Here is an 18002-nt window from a genome sequence, read left to right on the forward strand (position 1 = left end):
TTCTGGTTAGCTAACGGCTGGTACTAATAAAAAAAGACAAAGCCTTTTTTATTCGGCTTTGTCTTTTTTTATTGAATCAATCATGACTGCAATTTCATCATGACATCTGAAACGTTTTTATGTATTAACTTTTCAATCAACTCATTTTTTTGAACGTTACTTTTTTGGTAATACCAAATAATCCTGCTTTTGCAACTTGTTGAAAATCAATAGTTTGATCATCTAATTTAGTAATTAAAAATTTTGTTCCTTCAGATGAAATCAGTACAATTTTTTTATCATTCGAAGATTTAACTAATTTAGCACTTTCTGTCAAAACATTGGTTTTATTTTTAATCGTCCATTGACTATCAGACTGATGAATATCATAAGTTACCTGCCATTCTTTACTATACCAACTACCGACCAACCAATCCATTGCCTGACTAGAATTCCTTCCTTCACAAGCGACTAAGCCAAGGCTAAATGCTACCAATAACCAATAAAGAACTTTTCTATTCATAAATTTCCTCCATTACATATTTTCTATAACAAACTGATTCTTTTATCAATCATAAACACACCCTATCCATCATCACTTCAATCATTAATAACGTCCCGTTTTTGTAATTCTTCTCCTTTGCCAATAGTGAAGAAGTCTTTTTAAAATCTCCAATTATAATCTTTACTGTTATATCCATGTAAAAATCAGTAGAATAATAATGAGTTAAAAATAACGAAACAACCTAGGCCTATGCAAAAAAAGCAATATAGAACAATAAAAAAATATGTAATTATAATGTTGTTCATTTTACAAATTATAGCATAACAAAAATCTTCATGTATTCTTCTATTTATCCAATTCATAAAGAAATTGTTGGCTAAATTCAAATAATTTTTATCAGCAAATAAAAAAATAATTGGCTATCTCCTTATTTGCGAAAGTTAAATTTTTCATTTTTTTGAAAAATAAATACTTATTTTAAAAAAATTAATTATATGATGGTTTTACAAAAAGGAGGAAATAAAATGAATAAACGATTATTTGTTACCCAAGTCTCTCAAAAAAATCACTCTTCAAGTCTAAATTTTAAACGAAAAGGATTTTTTTCAAGATTCGTCCAATACATTATACGGCCAATTAAGACAGCTATTAAAGAAGCTGTTAAAGAGTATTCTTTCAAGAAATCCCTTGAAATAAAAAAGTCTTACTCCTCAAAAAATACGTATGAGCAGTGTTCGACTACCACCAAGCAGCAAAAAAGTATCCATACCATTCGACTCATGCAATCTGCTGCAAAAAACAACTCTAGGAAAATGACCATAACTAAAGAATTGAAAAGCAAAACTTCTTTTTCTCGTTAACTCTGCACTATGACTATGCTTCATAGTTTTTCAAGCCACATTTAAATTCTGTTTTCCAATCATCCGTATACTTTAAATATTGAACTGCGCCGAAAAAATTAGCACAAAAAAACGCAATTTTTAGGCGTAGTTATTTTTATGGAAAAATATAATTTCGAAAGAACAATCAAAGATATTTAAGAAAATCTTGATGGAGGCTGTAATCACTAATCTTGCAAAATAAATACGCAATCCAATCAAAAGCATAGATGAAAATTTGAATGTTTTTTTAGTATAACCTTTCTAACAGTTAAAAAAATGTAGAAATAAGCATTAAAATAGCTAATCTGCCTTGTGTTAAGATAATCTTTTATCACTAGTCAAACTACCATATAATGCCACTAACATAGTATATTCGCTCGGAAAAACAAACATATTTTCAACTCCTATATAATCATAGATCCTTTGTATCAGCAATAAAAAGGGAAGACAAATTCATGGAACATCATCTTTTCTCAAATTCCTCTTTTAATTTATCATACATGAGTTCTCCTCTAGTAATGATAGATTGATTTATTCTTGAAAGAATTTTCCTAAATAATTCTTCTCCACCTTCATTAGAAAAATGAGATACTGCATGTCTTTTCGTCTCATGATGTTCCCAAAATAGATTTCTTTCGTTCCACTTAGAATCCGGTTCATTTTCTTTTATTATCCAATCGTCTAGAAAGTGTTTACTACAAAATTCATTAAATCCATTATCAAACGAGTCGTTTCGATAAGTTTCAAACCAATTACTAGAGTTTCTGATATACTTTGGTACAAATTCTTGTTTGTTAGCAAAATAATTTTTAATATCAAGCATTGTTAAGTCCCAGTAATCATGTGTGCTAGCGTTTCTTGAAACATTGAATGGCGAAGCATTTTTTTCATAAATACTATAAACAGGTATAAAGTTACCCAATGAATGAGTTAATTTAGCAAATTTATTAAGCTCATCACAATCAAAATTATATCGCCTATTTTGCTTGATGACATCTGCATAAATTTTGTAGATTCTTGTGAAAGAGTTCATTGTTTCCCCGTTAGACGGGATAAAACTTCCCGCATTTTCGATATCAAAATACCTATTTATCTCATCGCCCCAAATAGTATTATAGATACTCATCGTCAAAGGTAATCTGTCACAGTCACTTTCTTTCTGAAAAATGTTCCCTTTGTAAATGAGAACTCTCTCAATTTCTCTAAAATTATGGTAATTAAGATTTCTCAGCTGAAAAATTTCTTTTTTAAAATCATATTCTACTGCCTCGTGTTTTTCCATTTTCAAAAATTCTTCTAGAATCATTTACTAACGAACTCCTTTGTCAAAAATATTTCTTTTAGTATAGCACGCCAAATTTAAAGTTATCTATAATAATTAGCTCTATTTCAGGCAAAAAAATAGAGAGGAAATTTCCTCTCTATTACTTATATTAAATCTCTAAATCATCCAAACCTAGTAAATCTTCAGCAGGGATAGCTGATTCATCAACTACTGCAGTGTTTTCTTTAACAGGTTTTTCATCTGGAACTGCTACTTTTTCAGTAGCTTCTGTTCCTTCTACATCTTCATCTTTTTTGAATTGGTTATTCCCTTTCGCAGTTTCCAATACTTTACGAGCAAAGTCAACATCTTTTTGAGTTAGATGTTGTGCTTTCAAGTCATTGAAGTATGCACCGTTATCTCCCATGTATACTTGGTATTAATCAGCAGAATTATCCTCTAGCAAATTTGTAAGATATAAAAAAGTCACTGTGAATTAAACATAAGCCATTCTATATTCTTTTCTCGAGTCTCAATTTTCCTATTTCTAAATCATATTGTTTCTAATTTGGAATCAATATATTTTTGAACTTCTTTTAGTTCTCTCTGATTTAAATCATTGATTAGCAATTTCAACTTACTTACAGTATTGACAGTTTTTCCATATTTGCTTTTATAAAGCCAAATAGCGTGGTCTAAATTAACTAATTTCACATTCATATAATTAGCTAACTCTGTAAATGCTGTTATAACTTTTCTATCATTAAATTTCTTGCCAATTTGTTCCTCAAAAAAATTAATGATATGGACATCTGGTTTAACTGTATCGACCCCAAGGAGCATTTGAAAATATTGAAAAGTAGCAATGCCAATTCCTTTAACTGAATTAATTGAATCCCCTTGTTCTGCATGAATAGCCCAATCTTTCATCGCTTCTAAATCATTTTTAAATCCATGGGTATTTCTATAATTAATAAATGCCTTACAAGTTTGATAGATAGTGATTATTTTAATTTCAGCTGAATAATTTATTATTGGAACTAACCCTTCATATCCTTCTTGTTCATAGATATCTACAATTTGCTGTAAGGTATTAATGCTATCCGAAAAATTATCTCTGAAATAATTCAAATTATTTTTCTTGATAACATCATATTTTCTAAATTGAGAAAGGATTGGGTCGATAACTATCAGAACTGGATTAGTATAGTTAAACTCTTCAGCAGAAACATAATCTTGAATAATGATTTTGTCATTACTATTAAGATAATCAGTCATTAAGTTTAATTCATCGTATGTTAGTAACATTAAATATTCTCCTTAAAATATTCTCCTTAGACATACTTATTTCTTAATATATATCATATTAATATAGATGATTATTTTTTACTACATACTTTTTTAACATAACATGATTACGACAAACTTATCATTTTAGTAATTGTTCTAATTTACTTATCAATGAAATATTAACTGTTTAATGTTTAATCATTTAGAGTGTAAACCGTTGTAACCCTCCCATTTCAAAATTCAAATCTCCACAAACGAAAAATCATCCACCAGTTCCTTTAGCACGTTTGTTACTTGCAACTTCTCCCCAAGACTATGTTTTAGCCATGTTGTGTGTTCACTCAAAAAGATGAATCAAATTTTCTTACATATTCTGATTCTACATTTCTTTAGATTTCTATTAATTGACATTAAACTAATAATAATACCTTTAAATCGTCTGCAATGGTGAATAGTCCACAGCTTTACTAATTTCATCTTCAATATTTAAACTTCTCAAATAAACTTCAGTAGTTTTTATTGAAGCATGTCCTAGTAGTTTCTGAATTCTATAAATATCAGTACCATTCCGAACTAATTTTTGAGCGAAATAATGCCGAAAACTGTGTGGACTTACCCGAATAGATTTTCTAATCTTGCATTGATTCCCAATTTTTATGATTGCTCGTTCAGCTAAAATATAGTTGTATTGTTTGCCTTCTCTTGTTAAAAATAAATAATTGTCTATATTCTCTATTTCATTATATTCAAAAAAGGAATTTGCTACTCGCTTGTATTTTATATATTCTTTGTAAATCAACGGTGAGCAATGAACAATCCTATCTTTCTTCCCTTTCCCATTTTCAACGAATAACTCCTTATTAGTGATGTGAAAATCTTTTAAGTTCATTACCTCATTAATTCTAAGTCCCGTGTCTATAAGAATTAATAAGAGCAAGTAATCTCTTTAATTCGTGAATTTTGTTTGATAGCCAGTGTGTTGCTTATCCATTTTCTGAGGTTTAAAGAAAGTTAACTTCTTTGCTACTCCCAACATCTCTTTGATTTCCATATCATTAAATGTCTGAATAATTACCTTACGCTCTTTAACCCACTTAACACGCATACAGGGGTTTCTATCGTATCGGATGTAATCTTCATCTACACAATACTTAAATAATACGCTCTGATGCTTCTTAGATGGCTATTCACATATGTTTCAGCACATCCCTCTTCTAATTTCATCAATATGAATTGCCTAATGCTTTTTGGTGCCACGTCTTCAATAAAGTATATCTGCTCTTTTTTCAAAAATTCAAAGAACAGATTCAAAAATTTTTGATGCTTCTTAATCGTTTTTTGTGATATTCCTCTGGCTTTTTCGTTGAATAACATTTCTTCTAATAGTTCCTCTAACCTGAAATTTTGCAAAACAAAAACTCCCTTATCAACTTTTTCTAAAAGTTAATAAAAGAGTTTCAACTTGTTTTCTCATTCTGTCTGGTATCCGTATTAGAAACACCCTCATTTTGTGTAGGTATCCGAAGTCCAAAAAATCGGCTTAGATTACATACTTAACGAGTGAAAAATGCTGTTAAATCAACGTTTCCCCTAGCGAATCCCCAAAGCAATCCGAGCATAGCGACTCATTTTATCGGTCGTCCATGCCGGATACCAAACTAGTTTTACTTCTACTTTGCTGACTTCTGATACTTCTTTTAATGCGTCATGGATGGAATCAGTTAAGATGTCTGCTAATGGACATCCCATCGTCGTTAACGTCATTTTGATAACTGTTTCTCCGTTTTCAGGATTAAACTCAACGTCATAAATCAAACCTAAGTTTACGATATCAATACCTAATTCAGGATCAATGACCATTTCTAAAGCAGCTAAGATACGTTCTTTGATGGCTTCTATTTCTTCTGTCGACCATACTTGATTATTCATCCTACAACACTCCTTCATGCAATTTTTGTTTATCATACTCTTTTTTTAAACATTTGTAAATGAGAATTAATATACTATATTCTCATTTATTAATTTAATTATCGATTACTAGTACTTTTTATTTAAATTAATTATCATTTTTTATTTTTGGATGAAGGGTTCTTTATTTCCGGTAAGATTCCCGTAGAACGATAAAGATTTTGTTCGGTTTCATTGGCAAAACGCCCAAAAACAGAATGTGTAGGTAAAATATTGATAAAGGCATCTTCATCTATTTCATGGACGATTTGATCCAAATCATACATTTCATAACGTGTAATCACCATCATGATCGTCTTTCCTTCTTTTTTAGAGTAGCCCCCAATTGAAGGCAACAACGTCATTCCTCGCACCATTTTCTGAGCAATAGCGGTAGTCACTTCTTCTGGTTTGACGGTTACAATCATCGCAGTTACTTTTTGATGGCTCGTATGGATCGCATCGATTACCTGTGTCATGGCATAAATAGAAATAATCGTGTAAAGTGCACTTTCCCAATTAAAAAGAAAACCGGCAATAACTACAATTAATCCATTGAGCATAAGCATATAATTTCCTACTGTTTTTCCTGTCGTTTGAGAAAGAACTAAAGAAATAATATCCATTCCTCCAGTAGTGAAGCCCATCTTAAGAGAAATACCTACACCTACACCCAATAAAACACCACCTACTAAAGCATTCATTAAAATGTTGTCGGTAACTTGTCCCGTTGGCAGCAAAGCAGTTGCTGCTGATACTGCAACGACGTTGACAAAACTTAAAAAGGTAGCTCGTTTACCTACTTTTAGAAAACCTAGAATAAACACAGGAATATTTAAAATAAAAATAAATGCTCCTGTATCTACGTGGACGTGGAGCCAATCAGATAATAACGAAGCTATAATTTGAGCAATTCCATTCATTCCTGCGGAAAAGACGTTTGCTGGAATCAAAAAATAATTCAATGCAATCGCTGCAGTCAGTCCGGTAATTAAGATAACCGCAATTTTTTTTAAACTTTCATTTCGTTGATACACTGTCATAATCTTATTCACAAACACCTCTTCCTTTCAATGTGGTTCAATTGTAAGAATAACAGGTTATTCATTAAATTAAAATACTTGAATCATAAATGAGAAGAATTTTAGTAAAGCTTCAAATGTATTTATTTTCTATGATACAATAAAAGAAAAAACGAAGGAGAGTGTCTATGGCAAAAGATGCAAGTTTTGACATTGTTTCAGAGGTAACAATTGAAGAAGTAAAAAATGCGATTCAACAAACCGTTAAGGAATTAACTAATCGTTTTGATTTCAAAGATTCAACGATAGACATTAAATTTGATCCTCCAAAATTAACCCTTGTCAGTGATGACGATTTTAAAATTGAACAAATGAAAGATGTCTTATTTAGCAAGTTAAATAAACGAAATGTTCCAATTAAAAACATCCATTTTTCAGAATCCGAGCATGCACTAGGTGGAAAAGCACGCCAAACGGCTGAACTTATTTGTGGAATTGATCGGGAAAATGCAAAAAAAATCACAATAGCCATCAAAAATTCCAAAATAAAAGTAAAAACACAAATCCAAGAAGACCAAATTCGCGTAACAGGAAAAAATCGTGATGATCTGCAAGCGGTGATTACTTTGCTTAGAAAAATGGAATGGCCGATCGAACTGCAATTTACCAACTATCGCTAAACAGTTGGAAAAACTAATTAAATAGTTGAGTCGTTTTTCTTTTACATACTACAAGAAAATAAAGATTCTAAAAATAAGACTGATTTTGATCTTGCCCGTAAAAATCAGTCTTACTTCCTTTTTAAAAAGACGATTGGTTTACTTCTTCGTACCTTAAAAAATTAATCCAATAAATCTACGCCAAAAAATTCTTCAACGATTCATTCCATCATTCCCCCAAAATTTCTGAATTTCTTGTGACAGCTCTTTGATGTTTGCGACTGTTTTTGCCAAACGCCAATGTTTAGGAAATAGTTGACAATAATCAATCCGACTGAAACGATGATCTGCTAGTAACACGATTCCTTTATCAGTTGCAGCTCGAATCACCCGCCCAGCTGCTTGCAAAACTTTATTCATGCCCGGCAATTGGTAAGCATAAGCAAAACCAAGACTTTCCTTTTCATCATAATAAGCTTTGATCAATTCTTGTTCATGATTTATTTGCGGCAAGCCTACTCCAACAATCATACTTCCAATCAGGCGCGTGCCTTTTAGATCAATTCCTTCTGAAAAAATACCCCCTAACACGCAAAACGCCAACAAAGTTTCTTCAGGATCAATTTTAAAATGAGCTAAAAAGTTTTCTCTTTCTGTTTCGTTCATCTTCGTATCTTGAATCAATAAATTTACATCTGGATAATTTTTTTGAAAAGCCATGACTGCTTGATCCAAATATTGATACGAAGGGAAAAAAACCAGATAGTTACCTATTTTCTCCTTAGAAAAATGATAGATCGTCTCAATCAATTGCGACATCGTTGCTTCTCTTTTACGATAAGTCGTTTCTAAATAAGCAGCAATCAGAATTTTTTGATTTTCTTCTGGAAAAGGACTAGGCAAACGATAAGCTATACTTTCTTTTCCTCCCAAAGTTTCTTGATAATAAGATAACGGAGAAAAACTAGCTGAAAATAATAAACTACTTCTCCCTTTGGCTAAAGAGCGTTCCAAAAAGAGGCTAGGATCAATACAAAATTCTTTAATGATCAAATCACGGTAACTTTTTTCAACGGTCGTTTCATAATGATCATCATAATATTCACTGATTTTCAAGAAATGAAGCAATTCAAAATAAAAAGGAAGTAGCATTTCTTGAATGGAGTGTTCTGGATATTCGGCTAACCATTCTTGAATTTGCTCACTCAATGAATAACCGATCTTAACCAGTGTTTCTGCGGGTGCTTTTTGATGATGGTAGACCCAGCCTTCATTATTGGAAAGTTCTTCAATTTTATCAAATTCTCTCAGAAACTTATTGAAACGTCGCCGTAATTTTTGATATTCTTTAGGAATGACCCTGTAAACATTTTTTGCACTTCGATAAGATAACTTAGCTGAATACATTTCTTTGGAGCGGTTTACTAAATTATGAGCTTCATCAATCAAAAAAAGATAGTCTTCGTTCTTTTCCTCTTCAAAGAATCGACGCAAATAAACAGTCGGATCAAACAGATAATTGTAATCACCGATAATTACATCACACCATAAACTCACATCTAAAGACAACTCAAAAGGGCAAAGCGTGTGCTTTTTTGCATACCTTTCAATCACTTCTCTTGTCATTTGATTTTCGTGGTTCAACAAATCCCATAATCCTTCATTAATTCGATTATAATAACCATTCGCATAAGGACATTGATCTGGATTGCAAGTTGTTTCATCCAAAAAACAAATTTTTTCTTTAGCAGTTAACGTCGCACTTTTTGTTTCAGCGCCTGCTTCTTTTAAAACTACTAACGCATCTTCAACGACTTGCCTAGTAATCGTTTTAGCAGTTAAATAAAAAATTCGCTCGCCTTCTTCTTCTCCAACTGCTTTTAGAGCAGGAAATAAAGTAGACATCGTTTTGCCCGTTCCAGTCGGTGCTTCAACAAATAACTTTTGTCTAGTACAAATGGTTTTATAAGCAGCAACCGCTAATTCTCTTTGTCCCTTTCGATAGGATTCATAAGGAAATTTTAATGCCATCAACGAAGCGTTTCTAACTATACGCCAATTTTCTTTAAAAATAAGCCATTCTTTGTACGCCTCTGTTAGTTTTTTAAAAAAATCATCCAATTGTTCAATTGTTTGATGCTGAATTTTGCGTGTAATAACTTCTTCTGTAGTCTGGAAATGAGTCAGTTGTAACTTGATTTCTTTTAAATCATGCTCATGACAGTAAATATAAGCATACGTTCTTGCTTGATGGAAAAATAGCTCCACTTGCTCTGGTTCAAGGTCTTCAAACCTTAGTTCTGAAGTTTTTATTTCGTCAATATAATACATCCCTTCTTTTTGAAAAACACCATCTGCTCGCCCTTCTACAATCAAACAATATTCTTCCATTTGAACAGTTGTTTTCAAAAAAACTTCTTTTTCATACGTTTTATCGGCTTTTCTTTGCAGCTTTCGATGGATTTTAGCACCTTCTAATGCGGTATGGTTGCTTTTTTTACGGTTGTCGATACTGCCACCTCTTAAAATAAACTCCACTAAGTTTCGTACCGATATTTTTGATTGTTTCACCCATTCCGCCTCCTTCATCTATAAGCTTACCTGAAAAAAGACAGATAAGCAAAATACAAAAATCCTTGCTTTCTTATCCCAATATTATTCTTTAAATAGAACAATGTAACAATAAAAACGCCCGAAAAAAGTTCCTTATTTTGGTAATTAAAATTAATAAAATATTTTGTCTCATAGAATATAGGTGGTTAACTAAAACGCAAATTCTCACTACTGCTTTTTGTTATTTTCTTAAGTATGGTCTTTTGTTTCCTTTTACTAATTGAGTTATACTAAGGACAAATAAGCAAACAGGAGGAATCTTTATGCAAATCGAACAACTAAAAACAGGAAAGATCGAAGAAAATTGTTATTTAGTGTACAACGAAGAGGCTTTATTAATTATTGATCCCGGTGAAGATGGCTTTAAAATCAAAGCACAAATTGAAAAAACACACCAACAACCAGTAGCAATTTTACTTACTCATACCCATTATGACCACATAGGAGCCGTAGAAGAACTTCGGCATTTCTATCATATTCCTGTTTACGTTAGTCCTTTAGAACAAGAATGGCTAGGAAATCCTATTTTGAATCTTTCTGGATTAGGACGTCACGATGACATAAATGATATTATCGTTTCTCCAGCAGAGTATAAATTTGAAATGAAAACCTATTCTCTTGGAAACATTTCTTTTCGCGTAGTTCCTACTCCCGGTCATTCGATTGGCAGTGTTAGTTTTATTTTTGATGACTTTGTCGTGGCAGGAGACGCACTCTTTAAAGGCAGCATCGGGCGAACGGATCTATATACTGGAAACTTAGAACAATTGCTGCACAGCATCAATACCCAGCTATTTACTTTACCAGATGAATTTGCTGTTTACCCCGGTCATGGAGATGCAACAACGATCGAGCATGAAAAACGAACCAATCCTTTTTTTAATGCTTAGCCAAACCATAAAATAGGAGGACAGAAAAATGACAGAAACAATTCTTTATATCGTTAGACACGGAAAAACAATGTTCAACACCATTGAACGCGTCCAAGGTTGGTGTGATACCCCTTTGACAAAGCAAGGACAAGAAAGCATTCATTTTCTCGGCAAAGGAATAAAAACGATTGATTTTGCTTTTGCCTACTCCAGTGACAGTGGTCGTGCCATTGAAACTACTCGTATTCTTTTAAGTGAACATACAAAAGGCAAAGAAATACCTTACTTTATTGATCAACGGCTCCGTGAATGGTGTTTTGGTTCTTTAGAAGGAGGTTACGATATGGAAATGTGGGGTGTCGTCCCCCGTATCTTGAATTTTAAAACTTATAATGAAATGTTTACGAAAGAGGTAACCTTTGAGCAAATTGCAAATGCAATCTACGAACTTGATACAGCTGGTTGGTCTGAAACATATAACGCATTAAAAAATCGAGTTTGGAATGGATTTGAAGACATTGCTCATCGTTGTGAAAAAAATGGTGGTGGAAATGTGCTTGTCGTTTCTCATGGCTTAACCATTGCTTTTTTGCTAAATCTGGTTGATAAAAATCAACCTGTTCGAGCCGGCTTATTAAATGGCAGTGTAACAAAACTAACCTATAAAAATGGAAAATTTTCAATTGCAGGAATTAATGATATTAGCTACATCGAAAATGCAAAACATAACGCCTAGTATTCTTATCTATACAGCTATTTTCCGTTTAATAGATGGATCTAAGTATACTCCACCCGTTTTCATGGGTGGTTTTTTAACAGCTTTATTCAACACATACCAATTTTATTTTGATTAATTCATTTGTATTTTATATTTTACGTTCTATTTTTTGAATCACTACTCTATTAATAAATCAATAAGAAATCATAAAATAAAGGTAACCCTATTTTGTCCTTATTTTTTAAAACAAAAAAACGTTCTGTCCATTCATTTTCTTTTCATTTTTTCTACCATTCCTCAAATTTTTCTTAACATTGAGAAAGCATTTGAGTTTTAACAACAAATAACGGTATACTAAATAATGTATTTTACTTTGGAAGGAAGGTAATTATGTTTTTTGCAAATATTATTAAAGCAGTTATCTTAGGAATTATTGAAGGAATTACTGAGTGGCTGCCGATCAGTAGCACTGGTCATTTGATTCTAGCAGATCAGTTCATCAAGCTTGATGCTAGTTCATCATTTATGTCAATGTTTAACGTTGTTATTCAATTAGGAGCGATTTTAGCAGTTGTTGTTTTATATTTTCATAAATTAAATCCTTTTTCTCCTAGAAAAACAACAGTAGAAAAAAAAGATACTTGGACACTTTGGTTTAAAGTAATTGTCGCTTGTATTCCAGCTATTATCATCGGGTTACCTTTAGATGACTGGTTAGAAGAACACTTTCATAAATTCCTGCCTGTGGCAATCGTATTGATTGTTTACGGAATTGCATTTATTCTTGTAGAAAAACGAAATAAAAAGCAAACTCCACGTTGGACAACCTTGAATGACTTCACTTACCAAGCAGCCTTACTCGTAGGATTATTTCAAGTATTGGCTTTAGTGCCGGGAACTTCTCGTTCTGGTGCCACGATTCTCGGTGCTATTTTAATTGGCGCATCAAGATTCGTTGCTACTGAATTTTCGTTTTTCCTAGGTATTCCTGTCATGTTTGGAGCCAGCAGTTTGAAAATCGTCAAGTATCTTGCAGAAGGAAATTCCTTTAAAATGGAAGAAACTGTTGTTTTACTAATTGGTACACTCGTTTCATTTGTTGTCTCTATTTTAGCTATCAAATTTTTATTAAGCTATTTGAAGAAAAATGATTTTACTATCTTCGGCTGGTATCGAATTATTCTAGGAATTATTCTAATTGGTTACTGGTTTATCGCAATGTAAACAAGTAGCAAATCGTTTCTTCTCACAAATAAAAAAGACGTGATATTCGTTCTTTTTAAAAAGAAAATAGATCCAATTTTAATGCGTAATATTAAAATTGGATCTATTTTCTATTCTAAAAAACATTGATTTTATAGACACTTTATTCTTAAATTTAAATTATTAGATAAATAGGATTAACTTTGTATTGCTTAAGTTACATAATATATATTCTTAAAGGGTACATATAATGCTTATTATAAAATCTAGATTATAAATAAGAAAGCTATGTAGTGATTACTTTACCTTCTAATACCGAAAAAAAACTCCTTCAGAAAATCAAGAATATATTGTGATCTATTTCTTAGATTAGTTGTTTCTCATTGTGAATTTAATCGTAAGACAATTTTTGCAGTTATTAACCCGATTACTTCCACTATAAAAAATTTGCCGACACACTATACATTACCAAAAGAATTAGATATAAAAAGACAAGTACTTATCCTTCAATTAAAATCCCTTGACTTTAAACAAAGAAAATGGAAAGTTTTCCCTTACAAGATATAGCTAAAATTGATCAGATCAGATTATATAATACCTGTTTTAAGCATCGTAAAAATCAATGATGATGCTTATTTTACTGTAATAAACCTCATAATAATCTATCATAAAGTTAAGAACAAGTCCTATTTAAGATTGATTTTGACAACATGAAACATTATAAAATCCTACTTATTTTCATCATTTAAATCTATCTTTTTCTTTGAGTAGTCTTGTTTATGAATGGACTATAGTTTTTTACCATTAACTATTATAGCTTTCCGGTCAAAACAATAGAGTTGCCATGTAACAAATTTTATTCTCTATTACATACTCTTCTAAGGCTAACATTCTTAGTCAAAGTTTTGCTCTTTACATTTACTTAGCTTTGTCTTTTCTATCCAATAAAATGTCGTGCTTATCTAAAAAATCTTAGAGATATACCATTATATTTATCTTTTCTTTTTACATTTATTTTAATTAATATTTCTCTATATAGCCTTAAATTATAACTGATAACCATTATCGTTCTCATTTACTTATTTTTATTATCAATTAGTTTTTTGCTATGTTATAGTAATTTTAAAAAGGAGGACATATGAATTGAATAATTTAAATTACCCATTTTTACCAACAATCGGGTGTTTATTACTCATGGTTTTAGGATTTATCTTTCATTCGTTTTTTCCTTACTGGAGTTTAATCTTTTATTTAGGAGCCATTTTATTTGGTGGTTACAAACAAACTCAAGAGGGATTAAAAGAACTTTGGCATGAAAAAACTTTAAATGTTGATTTATTAATGGCCTTAGCAGCCATTGGTGCTTGTTTGATCGGAAATTTTTTTGAAGGAGCGATGTTAACATTTATTTTTTGTTTAAGCGGAGCCTTAGAAGAATATACTACAAATAAAAGCCAACAAGAAATCACAGCATTGATGAACCTTCAACCGCAAAAAGCTCAACGTTTAAATCAAAAAGAAGAATTGGAAGAAATTGAAGTCAATGATTTAAATATTGATGATCGCGTTTTTGTTCCTAAGGGTGCGACGATTCCTATTGACGGCTTCTTGGAGAGTCATCAAGCAACTATTGATGAATCAACCATCAACGGAGAATCAGTGCCTGTAGAAAAAATACAACATGATGAGCTATTTGCCGGAACCATCAATCAAGGAAATCCATTCACTCTTCGTGTAACTAAAAAAATTTCGGATACTGTTTTTGCCAAAATTATTAAATTAGTGGAAGAAGCACAAAATACGCCGACAAAAACAGCTTCTTTTATCTCACGCATTGAAAATACTTACGTTAAAGCGGTGCTGTTGATTGTTCCATTAATGATTATCGTTTCTCATTTCTTTTTTGGTTGGAGCTTTCAAGAAAGCTTCTATCGAGGAATGGTTTTGCTAGTGGTAGCCTCTCCTTGTGCTTTGATCGCTTCTGCCACCCCGGCTACTTTAGCGGCATTGTCTAGCGCCGCACGAAGTGGCGTGTTAATTAAGGGCGGTATTCATTTGGAGCAACTGTCTGATTTAAAAGCCATTGCCTTTGATAAAACGGGAACGTTAACTAAAGGAAAACCAGTCGTCACAGATAGTCATTTTATAGAAAATAAATTACTTGCTCAACAACTTTTAGTTACAATGGAACAAAAAACGTCTCACCCTTTAGCACAAGCAATCGTTACACATTTCAAGTGTCCATTACCAAAGGAAATTCAACGATTACCTATTGAAGAAATTACAGGTTTTGGCTTACGAACTGTTTATCAAGAAAACGAATGGACTGTAGGAAAATGGAATCCCCAAAAAACGAGGATTGAGGATAAAGAAATCATCCACAAAATTACTTTGCTTGAACAGCAAGGAAAAACAGTTATTTCCTTAACGAAAAACAACCAGTTGATGGCAATAATTGGTCTATTAGATGTACCCAAAAAAAATGCTCATCAAGTCATTGACTATTTTAATACTCACCACATTCATACAAGCATGATCACAGGAGATAACCAAGGAACAGCACAGGCAATCGCTGAACAAGTTGGTATTAAGGAATTTTTAGCTAATTGTACGCCAGCGGAAAAAACTTCCTATGCCCAGCTACAAAAAACAGCCTACTCCGTTACAGCTATGGTTGGTGATGGGGTAAACGATGCACCTGCTCTTGCTACAGCTTCTTTAGGCATTGCTATGGGCGAAGGAACGGATGCAGCAATGGAAATTGCCGATATTGTCTTAGTACAAAATAATTTAAACAAATTAGTAGAAACTCATCAACTGTCTCTTAAAATGAAAAAAGTCATTAAGCAAAATATCATTTTTTCTTTATCAGTTATTTGTTTGCTAATTCTATCTAATTTTCTTCAATTTTTAAACTTACCTCTAGGCGTTGTTGGACATGAAGGCAGCACCATTTTAGTAATTTTAAATGGATTGCGTTTATTAAGACCATTATCTAAATCGAACAAAAAAAATATTCGTTGTACTGGCTGCCCCCTACAATCTAGAAAATTTTCTTCTTGATATTTTCTGATAAAAATAAAACCTCTCTTTTGTATCAATAAAAAAAATGATATGATGATTGGCAGGAAAGTGAGGTTCTTTATTTATGGAAAGTTGGCTTTTTCTTGGGTTAATTCTACTGGTTGCACTACTTTCTAAAAATCAAAGTTTGATCATTGCAACTGGATTTATTTTACTGCTTAAGTGTGTACCTACATCAAAACTATTTCTTACTTGGCTTCAAGGTAAAGGCATCAATCTTGGTGTGACCATTATTACTACAGCTATTCTAGTACCAATTGCTACTGGTGACATTGGTTTGAAAGATTTACTTGACGCATTTAAATCTCCAATTGGTTGGATCGCTGTTTTTTGTGGGGGATTAGTTGCTGTGTTGTCTTCTAAAGGAGTAGGTCTGATTGCTTCAGATCCACAAATTACAGTTGCTTTAGTCTTTGGTACGATTCTTGGCGTCGTCTTTTTAAAAGGAATCGCAGCAGGACCAGTAATTGCCTCTGGTATCACTTATTGTCTCTTACAATTGTTTTCCTTAAGCAAATGATCTCGCGGTGTTGTTAAAGAGTTTTAACCTCAATAATCGAATCATTCATGATATACTTATTATGAGGTGATTTGATGTTAGAAAAATTCAAATATTTTGCTGGCACAATTGGTTGGTTTTTGTTAGCTATCCTATTGATTTCAGGTTTAGCTTATCTCTTATTCCCTGATTTACTTAAAAATGTGTTTATTACCTTTTTTTGATTGTGGAATAGTGCAACTAAGATGAGTAAAGAAATCATTTGATCAGACAAAATGTTCAATTATGCTCTATGATTTATCTCCATTTTGTAAAATCTTTTCAGTTTTTATAAAATGGAGTTTTTTTTGTCGACCTTTTTTCACTCAGTAAAATTATATTGCCTCTTTATTTTAAGTTTAGTCTTCACTGTTCCTCCTTCTTTCTTTTTTTGTTATACTAAAGGATAGAACAGCTCTGTTTTGTTCGCTCATATGTTTCATTTATAGAAAGGAAGACGCTCATGGAAACTTTTGAAGGTCTTTTAATTGATACTTATGTTTTACAAGAACAGCCAATGATGTTAACGGGTTTAAATCTTCAACTTGAGGATCGAATAATTAACGGTCTTCTTAAGGATCGTTATCTTGCAAAATATATCTTGCGACTTCCATTAAATAAATACATTCTAGAAGTTAGCGGAAAATGGAATCGTCGCAATCAATTAGTCATAAAAAAAATGACGATTAAAAATATCGATGAATACATTAAAATTATCGGTACCCCAGAATAAATAGCCTCACTCAATGGTCATCAGTTATCAATAACTGAACAATGGTATCGTTAGGAATATCTTATTTACAAGGAACGTATCCCTTTTCAAAAAAACTTTGCAGACGATTCACTTTGTTATATACTATTTAAGTACCGAGCAGTTCCATTCAAATTTTGTTTTAAAAGATACATTCATCTGTTCTGGTGAAACGCTATTGTCTCCCACAGTAGCGTTTTTTATTTTTGATTTTAGTGTTAAGGAAAAAAACTTGTCATGTTCATATTGCAAAGATTACGTGATTTAGGTATAATAATGAATGTTGAATTATGCGGTCACTCGCGTAAGAACTTAATTTATCGGAGGTGAAACTAATAATGCCAAACATTGAATCTGCAATCAAACGCGTTCGTACAAGTGAAAATGCGAATGCTAAAAATTCATCTCAAACAAGCGCTATGCGTACTGCAATCAAAAAATTTGAAGATGCTGTAGCTTCAGGTGCTGAAAACGTAGATGCGTTATATAAAGAAGCTGTTAAAGCTATTGATATGGCTGAAACAAAAGGTCTAATTCACAAAAATAAAGCAAATCGCGATAAATCTCGTTTAAGCAAAAAAATCGTTAAATAAGGAAATCGGCTGCGGCCGGTTTTTTTATTTTAAAAAATTGTCTGATTGCTAGTATGTCACTTTTCTATTTAAATGGCAAAAAT

17 protein-coding genes and 2 pseudogenes are annotated in these 18002 nt (G+C 32.0%); 11 read left to right on the plus strand and 8 right to left on the minus strand.

The features are described from left to right. Positions 1–136: 136 nt before the first annotated feature. Entirely contained in the window at positions 137–502 is a 366-nt protein-coding gene (locus tag RV14_RS10890) for a hypothetical protein (RefSeq protein WP_071856284.1), read from the minus strand. A 506-nt stretch (positions 503–1008) separates the two neighbouring features. Between RV14_RS10890 and RV14_RS10895 the strand changes: the two genes are divergently transcribed. Continuing rightward, positions 1009–1344 carry a hypothetical protein gene (locus tag RV14_RS10895; RefSeq protein ID WP_071856285.1) on the plus strand — a complete coding sequence of 112 codons (336 nt, stop codon included), beginning with the start codon at positions 1009–1011 and terminating at the stop codon, positions 1342–1344. 484 nt (positions 1345–1828) lie between these two features. Here the strand turns inward: RV14_RS10895 and RV14_RS10900 are convergent, their stop codons facing one another. From RV14_RS10900 to RV14_RS10930, 6 genes and pseudogenes are all read right to left on the minus strand, one after another. After that, positions 1829–2671: a hypothetical protein gene (locus RV14_RS10900; protein WP_071856286.1), complete on the minus strand. Its 843-nt coding sequence runs from the start codon at positions 2669–2671 to the stop codon at positions 1829–1831. A gap of 127 nt (positions 2672–2798) precedes the next feature. Further along, on the minus strand, positions 2799–3056 hold the full coding sequence (locus RV14_RS10905) for a hypothetical protein (protein ID WP_245785506.1): 258 nt from the start codon (positions 3054–3056) through the stop codon (positions 2799–2801). A gap of 125 nt (positions 3057–3181) precedes the next feature. Beyond that, positions 3182–3937, minus strand: coding sequence for a hypothetical protein (locus RV14_RS10910; protein WP_071856287.1), 756 nt, complete (start codon positions 3935–3937; stop codon positions 3182–3184). 412 nt (positions 3938–4349) lie between these two features. Beyond that, positions 4350–5329: pseudogene (locus tag RV14_RS10915) on the minus strand (tyrosine-type recombinase/integrase). Between the two features lie 180 nt (positions 5330–5509). Continuing rightward, a complete protein-coding gene (locus tag RV14_RS10925; RefSeq protein ID WP_143139768.1) occupies positions 5510–5848 on the minus strand; it encodes a metal-sulfur cluster assembly factor in 339 nt (112 codons plus the stop codon). Between the two features lie 134 nt (positions 5849–5982). Then, a complete protein-coding gene (locus tag RV14_RS10930) occupies positions 5983–6921 on the minus strand; it encodes a YitT family protein (protein ID WP_071856289.1) in 939 nt (312 codons plus the stop codon). Between the two features lie 155 nt (positions 6922–7076). On the opposite strand from RV14_RS10930, the gene RV14_RS10935 reads away from it, so the two are divergent. Further along, on the plus strand, positions 7077–7568 hold the full coding sequence (locus RV14_RS10935; protein WP_071856290.1) for a YajQ family cyclic di-GMP-binding protein: 492 nt from the start codon (positions 7077–7079) through the stop codon (positions 7566–7568). Positions 7569–7760: 192 nt separating this feature from the next. Here the strand turns inward: RV14_RS10935 and RV14_RS10940 are convergent, their stop codons facing one another. Next, on the minus strand, positions 7761–10136 hold the full coding sequence (locus tag RV14_RS10940) for an ATP-dependent DNA helicase (protein ID WP_071856291.1): 2376 nt from the start codon (positions 10134–10136) through the stop codon (positions 7761–7763). A gap of 287 nt (positions 10137–10423) precedes the next feature. Between RV14_RS10940 and RV14_RS10945 the strand changes: the two genes are divergently transcribed. From RV14_RS10945 to rpsT, 9 genes and pseudogenes are all read left to right on the plus strand, one after another. Further along, on the plus strand, positions 10424–11050 hold the full coding sequence (locus RV14_RS10945; protein WP_071856292.1) for an MBL fold metallo-hydrolase: 627 nt from the start codon (positions 10424–10426) through the stop codon (positions 11048–11050). Positions 11051–11078: 28 nt separating this feature from the next. Continuing rightward, positions 11079–11768 (plus strand): histidine phosphatase family protein, encoded by a 690-nt coding sequence (locus RV14_RS10950; protein WP_071856293.1) that lies wholly within the window; start codon positions 11079–11081, stop codon positions 11766–11768. A gap of 372 nt (positions 11769–12140) precedes the next feature. Next, positions 12141–12974, plus strand: coding sequence for an undecaprenyl-diphosphate phosphatase (locus RV14_RS10955; RefSeq protein WP_071856294.1), 834 nt, complete (start codon positions 12141–12143; stop codon positions 12972–12974). Between the two features lie 348 nt (positions 12975–13322). Beyond that, positions 13323–13579, plus strand: a pseudogene (locus RV14_RS10960) (type II toxin-antitoxin system PemK/MazF family toxin); the annotation flags it as partial. A 517-nt stretch (positions 13580–14096) separates the two neighbouring features. Then, entirely contained in the window at positions 14097–16016 is a 1920-nt protein-coding gene (locus RV14_RS10965) for a heavy metal translocating P-type ATPase (protein WP_425429256.1), read from the plus strand. 85 nt (positions 16017–16101) lie between these two features. Next, on the plus strand, positions 16102–16557 hold the full coding sequence (locus tag RV14_RS10970) for a DUF441 domain-containing protein (RefSeq protein ID WP_071856295.1): 456 nt from the start codon (positions 16102–16104) through the stop codon (positions 16555–16557). Positions 16558–16631: 74 nt separating this feature from the next. Further along, complete coding sequence (locus RV14_RS12870; RefSeq protein ID WP_281245811.1) at positions 16632–16760, plus strand: hypothetical protein; 129 nt, start codon at positions 16632–16634, stop codon at positions 16758–16760. A gap of 278 nt (positions 16761–17038) precedes the next feature. After that, the gene (locus RV14_RS10975) at positions 17039–17308 is read left to right on the plus strand and encodes a hypothetical protein (protein ID WP_071856296.1); all 270 of its coding nucleotides are present in this window, start codon (positions 17039–17041) and stop codon (positions 17306–17308) included. Between the two features lie 356 nt (positions 17309–17664). Next, the gene (gene rpsT / locus RV14_RS10980) at positions 17665–17919 is read left to right on the plus strand and encodes a 30S ribosomal protein S20 (protein WP_071856297.1); all 255 of its coding nucleotides are present in this window, start codon (positions 17665–17667) and stop codon (positions 17917–17919) included. The last annotated feature ends 83 nt before the right edge of the window (positions 17920–18002 follow it).

This window comes from Enterococcus ratti, assembly GCF_001886195.1.
In the GTDB taxonomy this organism is placed as follows: Bacteria; Bacillota; Bacilli; order Lactobacillales; family Enterococcaceae; genus Enterococcus_B; species Enterococcus_B ratti.

Coding starts and splice junctions, on each gene's coding strand:
- RV14_RS10940 (WP_071856291.1), bottom strand. CDS start 10,136: ATGAAGGAGGCGGAATGGGTGAAACAATCAAAAATATCGGTACGAAAC.
- rpsT (WP_071856297.1), top strand. CDS start 17,665: ATGCCAAACATTGAATCTGCAATCAAACGCGTTCGTACAAGTGAAAAT.
- RV14_RS10900 (WP_071856286.1), bottom strand. CDS start 2,671: ATGATTCTAGAAGAATTTTTGAAAATGGAAAAACACGAGGCAGTAGAA.
- RV14_RS10945 (WP_071856292.1), top strand. CDS start 10,424: ATGCAAATCGAACAACTAAAAACAGGAAAGATCGAAGAAAATTGTTAT.
- RV14_RS10895 (WP_071856285.1), top strand. CDS start 1,009: ATGAATAAACGATTATTTGTTACCCAAGTCTCTCAAAAAAATCACTCT.
- RV14_RS10950 (WP_071856293.1), top strand. CDS start 11,079: ATGACAGAAACAATTCTTTATATCGTTAGACACGGAAAAACAATGTTC.
- RV14_RS10970 (WP_071856295.1), top strand. CDS start 16,102: ATGGAAAGTTGGCTTTTTCTTGGGTTAATTCTACTGGTTGCACTACTT.
- RV14_RS10890 (WP_071856284.1), bottom strand. CDS start 502: ATGAATAGAAAAGTTCTTTATTGGTTATTGGTAGCATTTAGCCTTGGC.
- RV14_RS10925 (WP_143139768.1), bottom strand. CDS start 5,848: ATGAATAATCAAGTATGGTCGACAGAAGAAATAGAAGCCATCAAAGAA.
- RV14_RS10905 (WP_245785506.1), bottom strand. CDS start 3,056: ATGGGAGATAACGGTGCATACTTCAATGACTTGAAAGCACAACATCTA.
- RV14_RS10935 (WP_071856290.1), top strand. CDS start 7,077: ATGGCAAAAGATGCAAGTTTTGACATTGTTTCAGAGGTAACAATTGAA.
- RV14_RS10975 (WP_071856296.1), top strand. CDS start 17,039: ATGGAAACTTTTGAAGGTCTTTTAATTGATACTTATGTTTTACAAGAA.
- RV14_RS12870 (WP_281245811.1), top strand. CDS start 16,632: ATGTTAGAAAAATTCAAATATTTTGCTGGCACAATTGGTTGGTTTTTG.
- RV14_RS10910 (WP_071856287.1), bottom strand. CDS start 3,937: ATGTTACTAACATACGATGAATTAAACTTAATGACTGATTATCTTAAT.
- RV14_RS10955 (WP_071856294.1), top strand. CDS start 12,141: ATGTTTTTTGCAAATATTATTAAAGCAGTTATCTTAGGAATTATTGAA.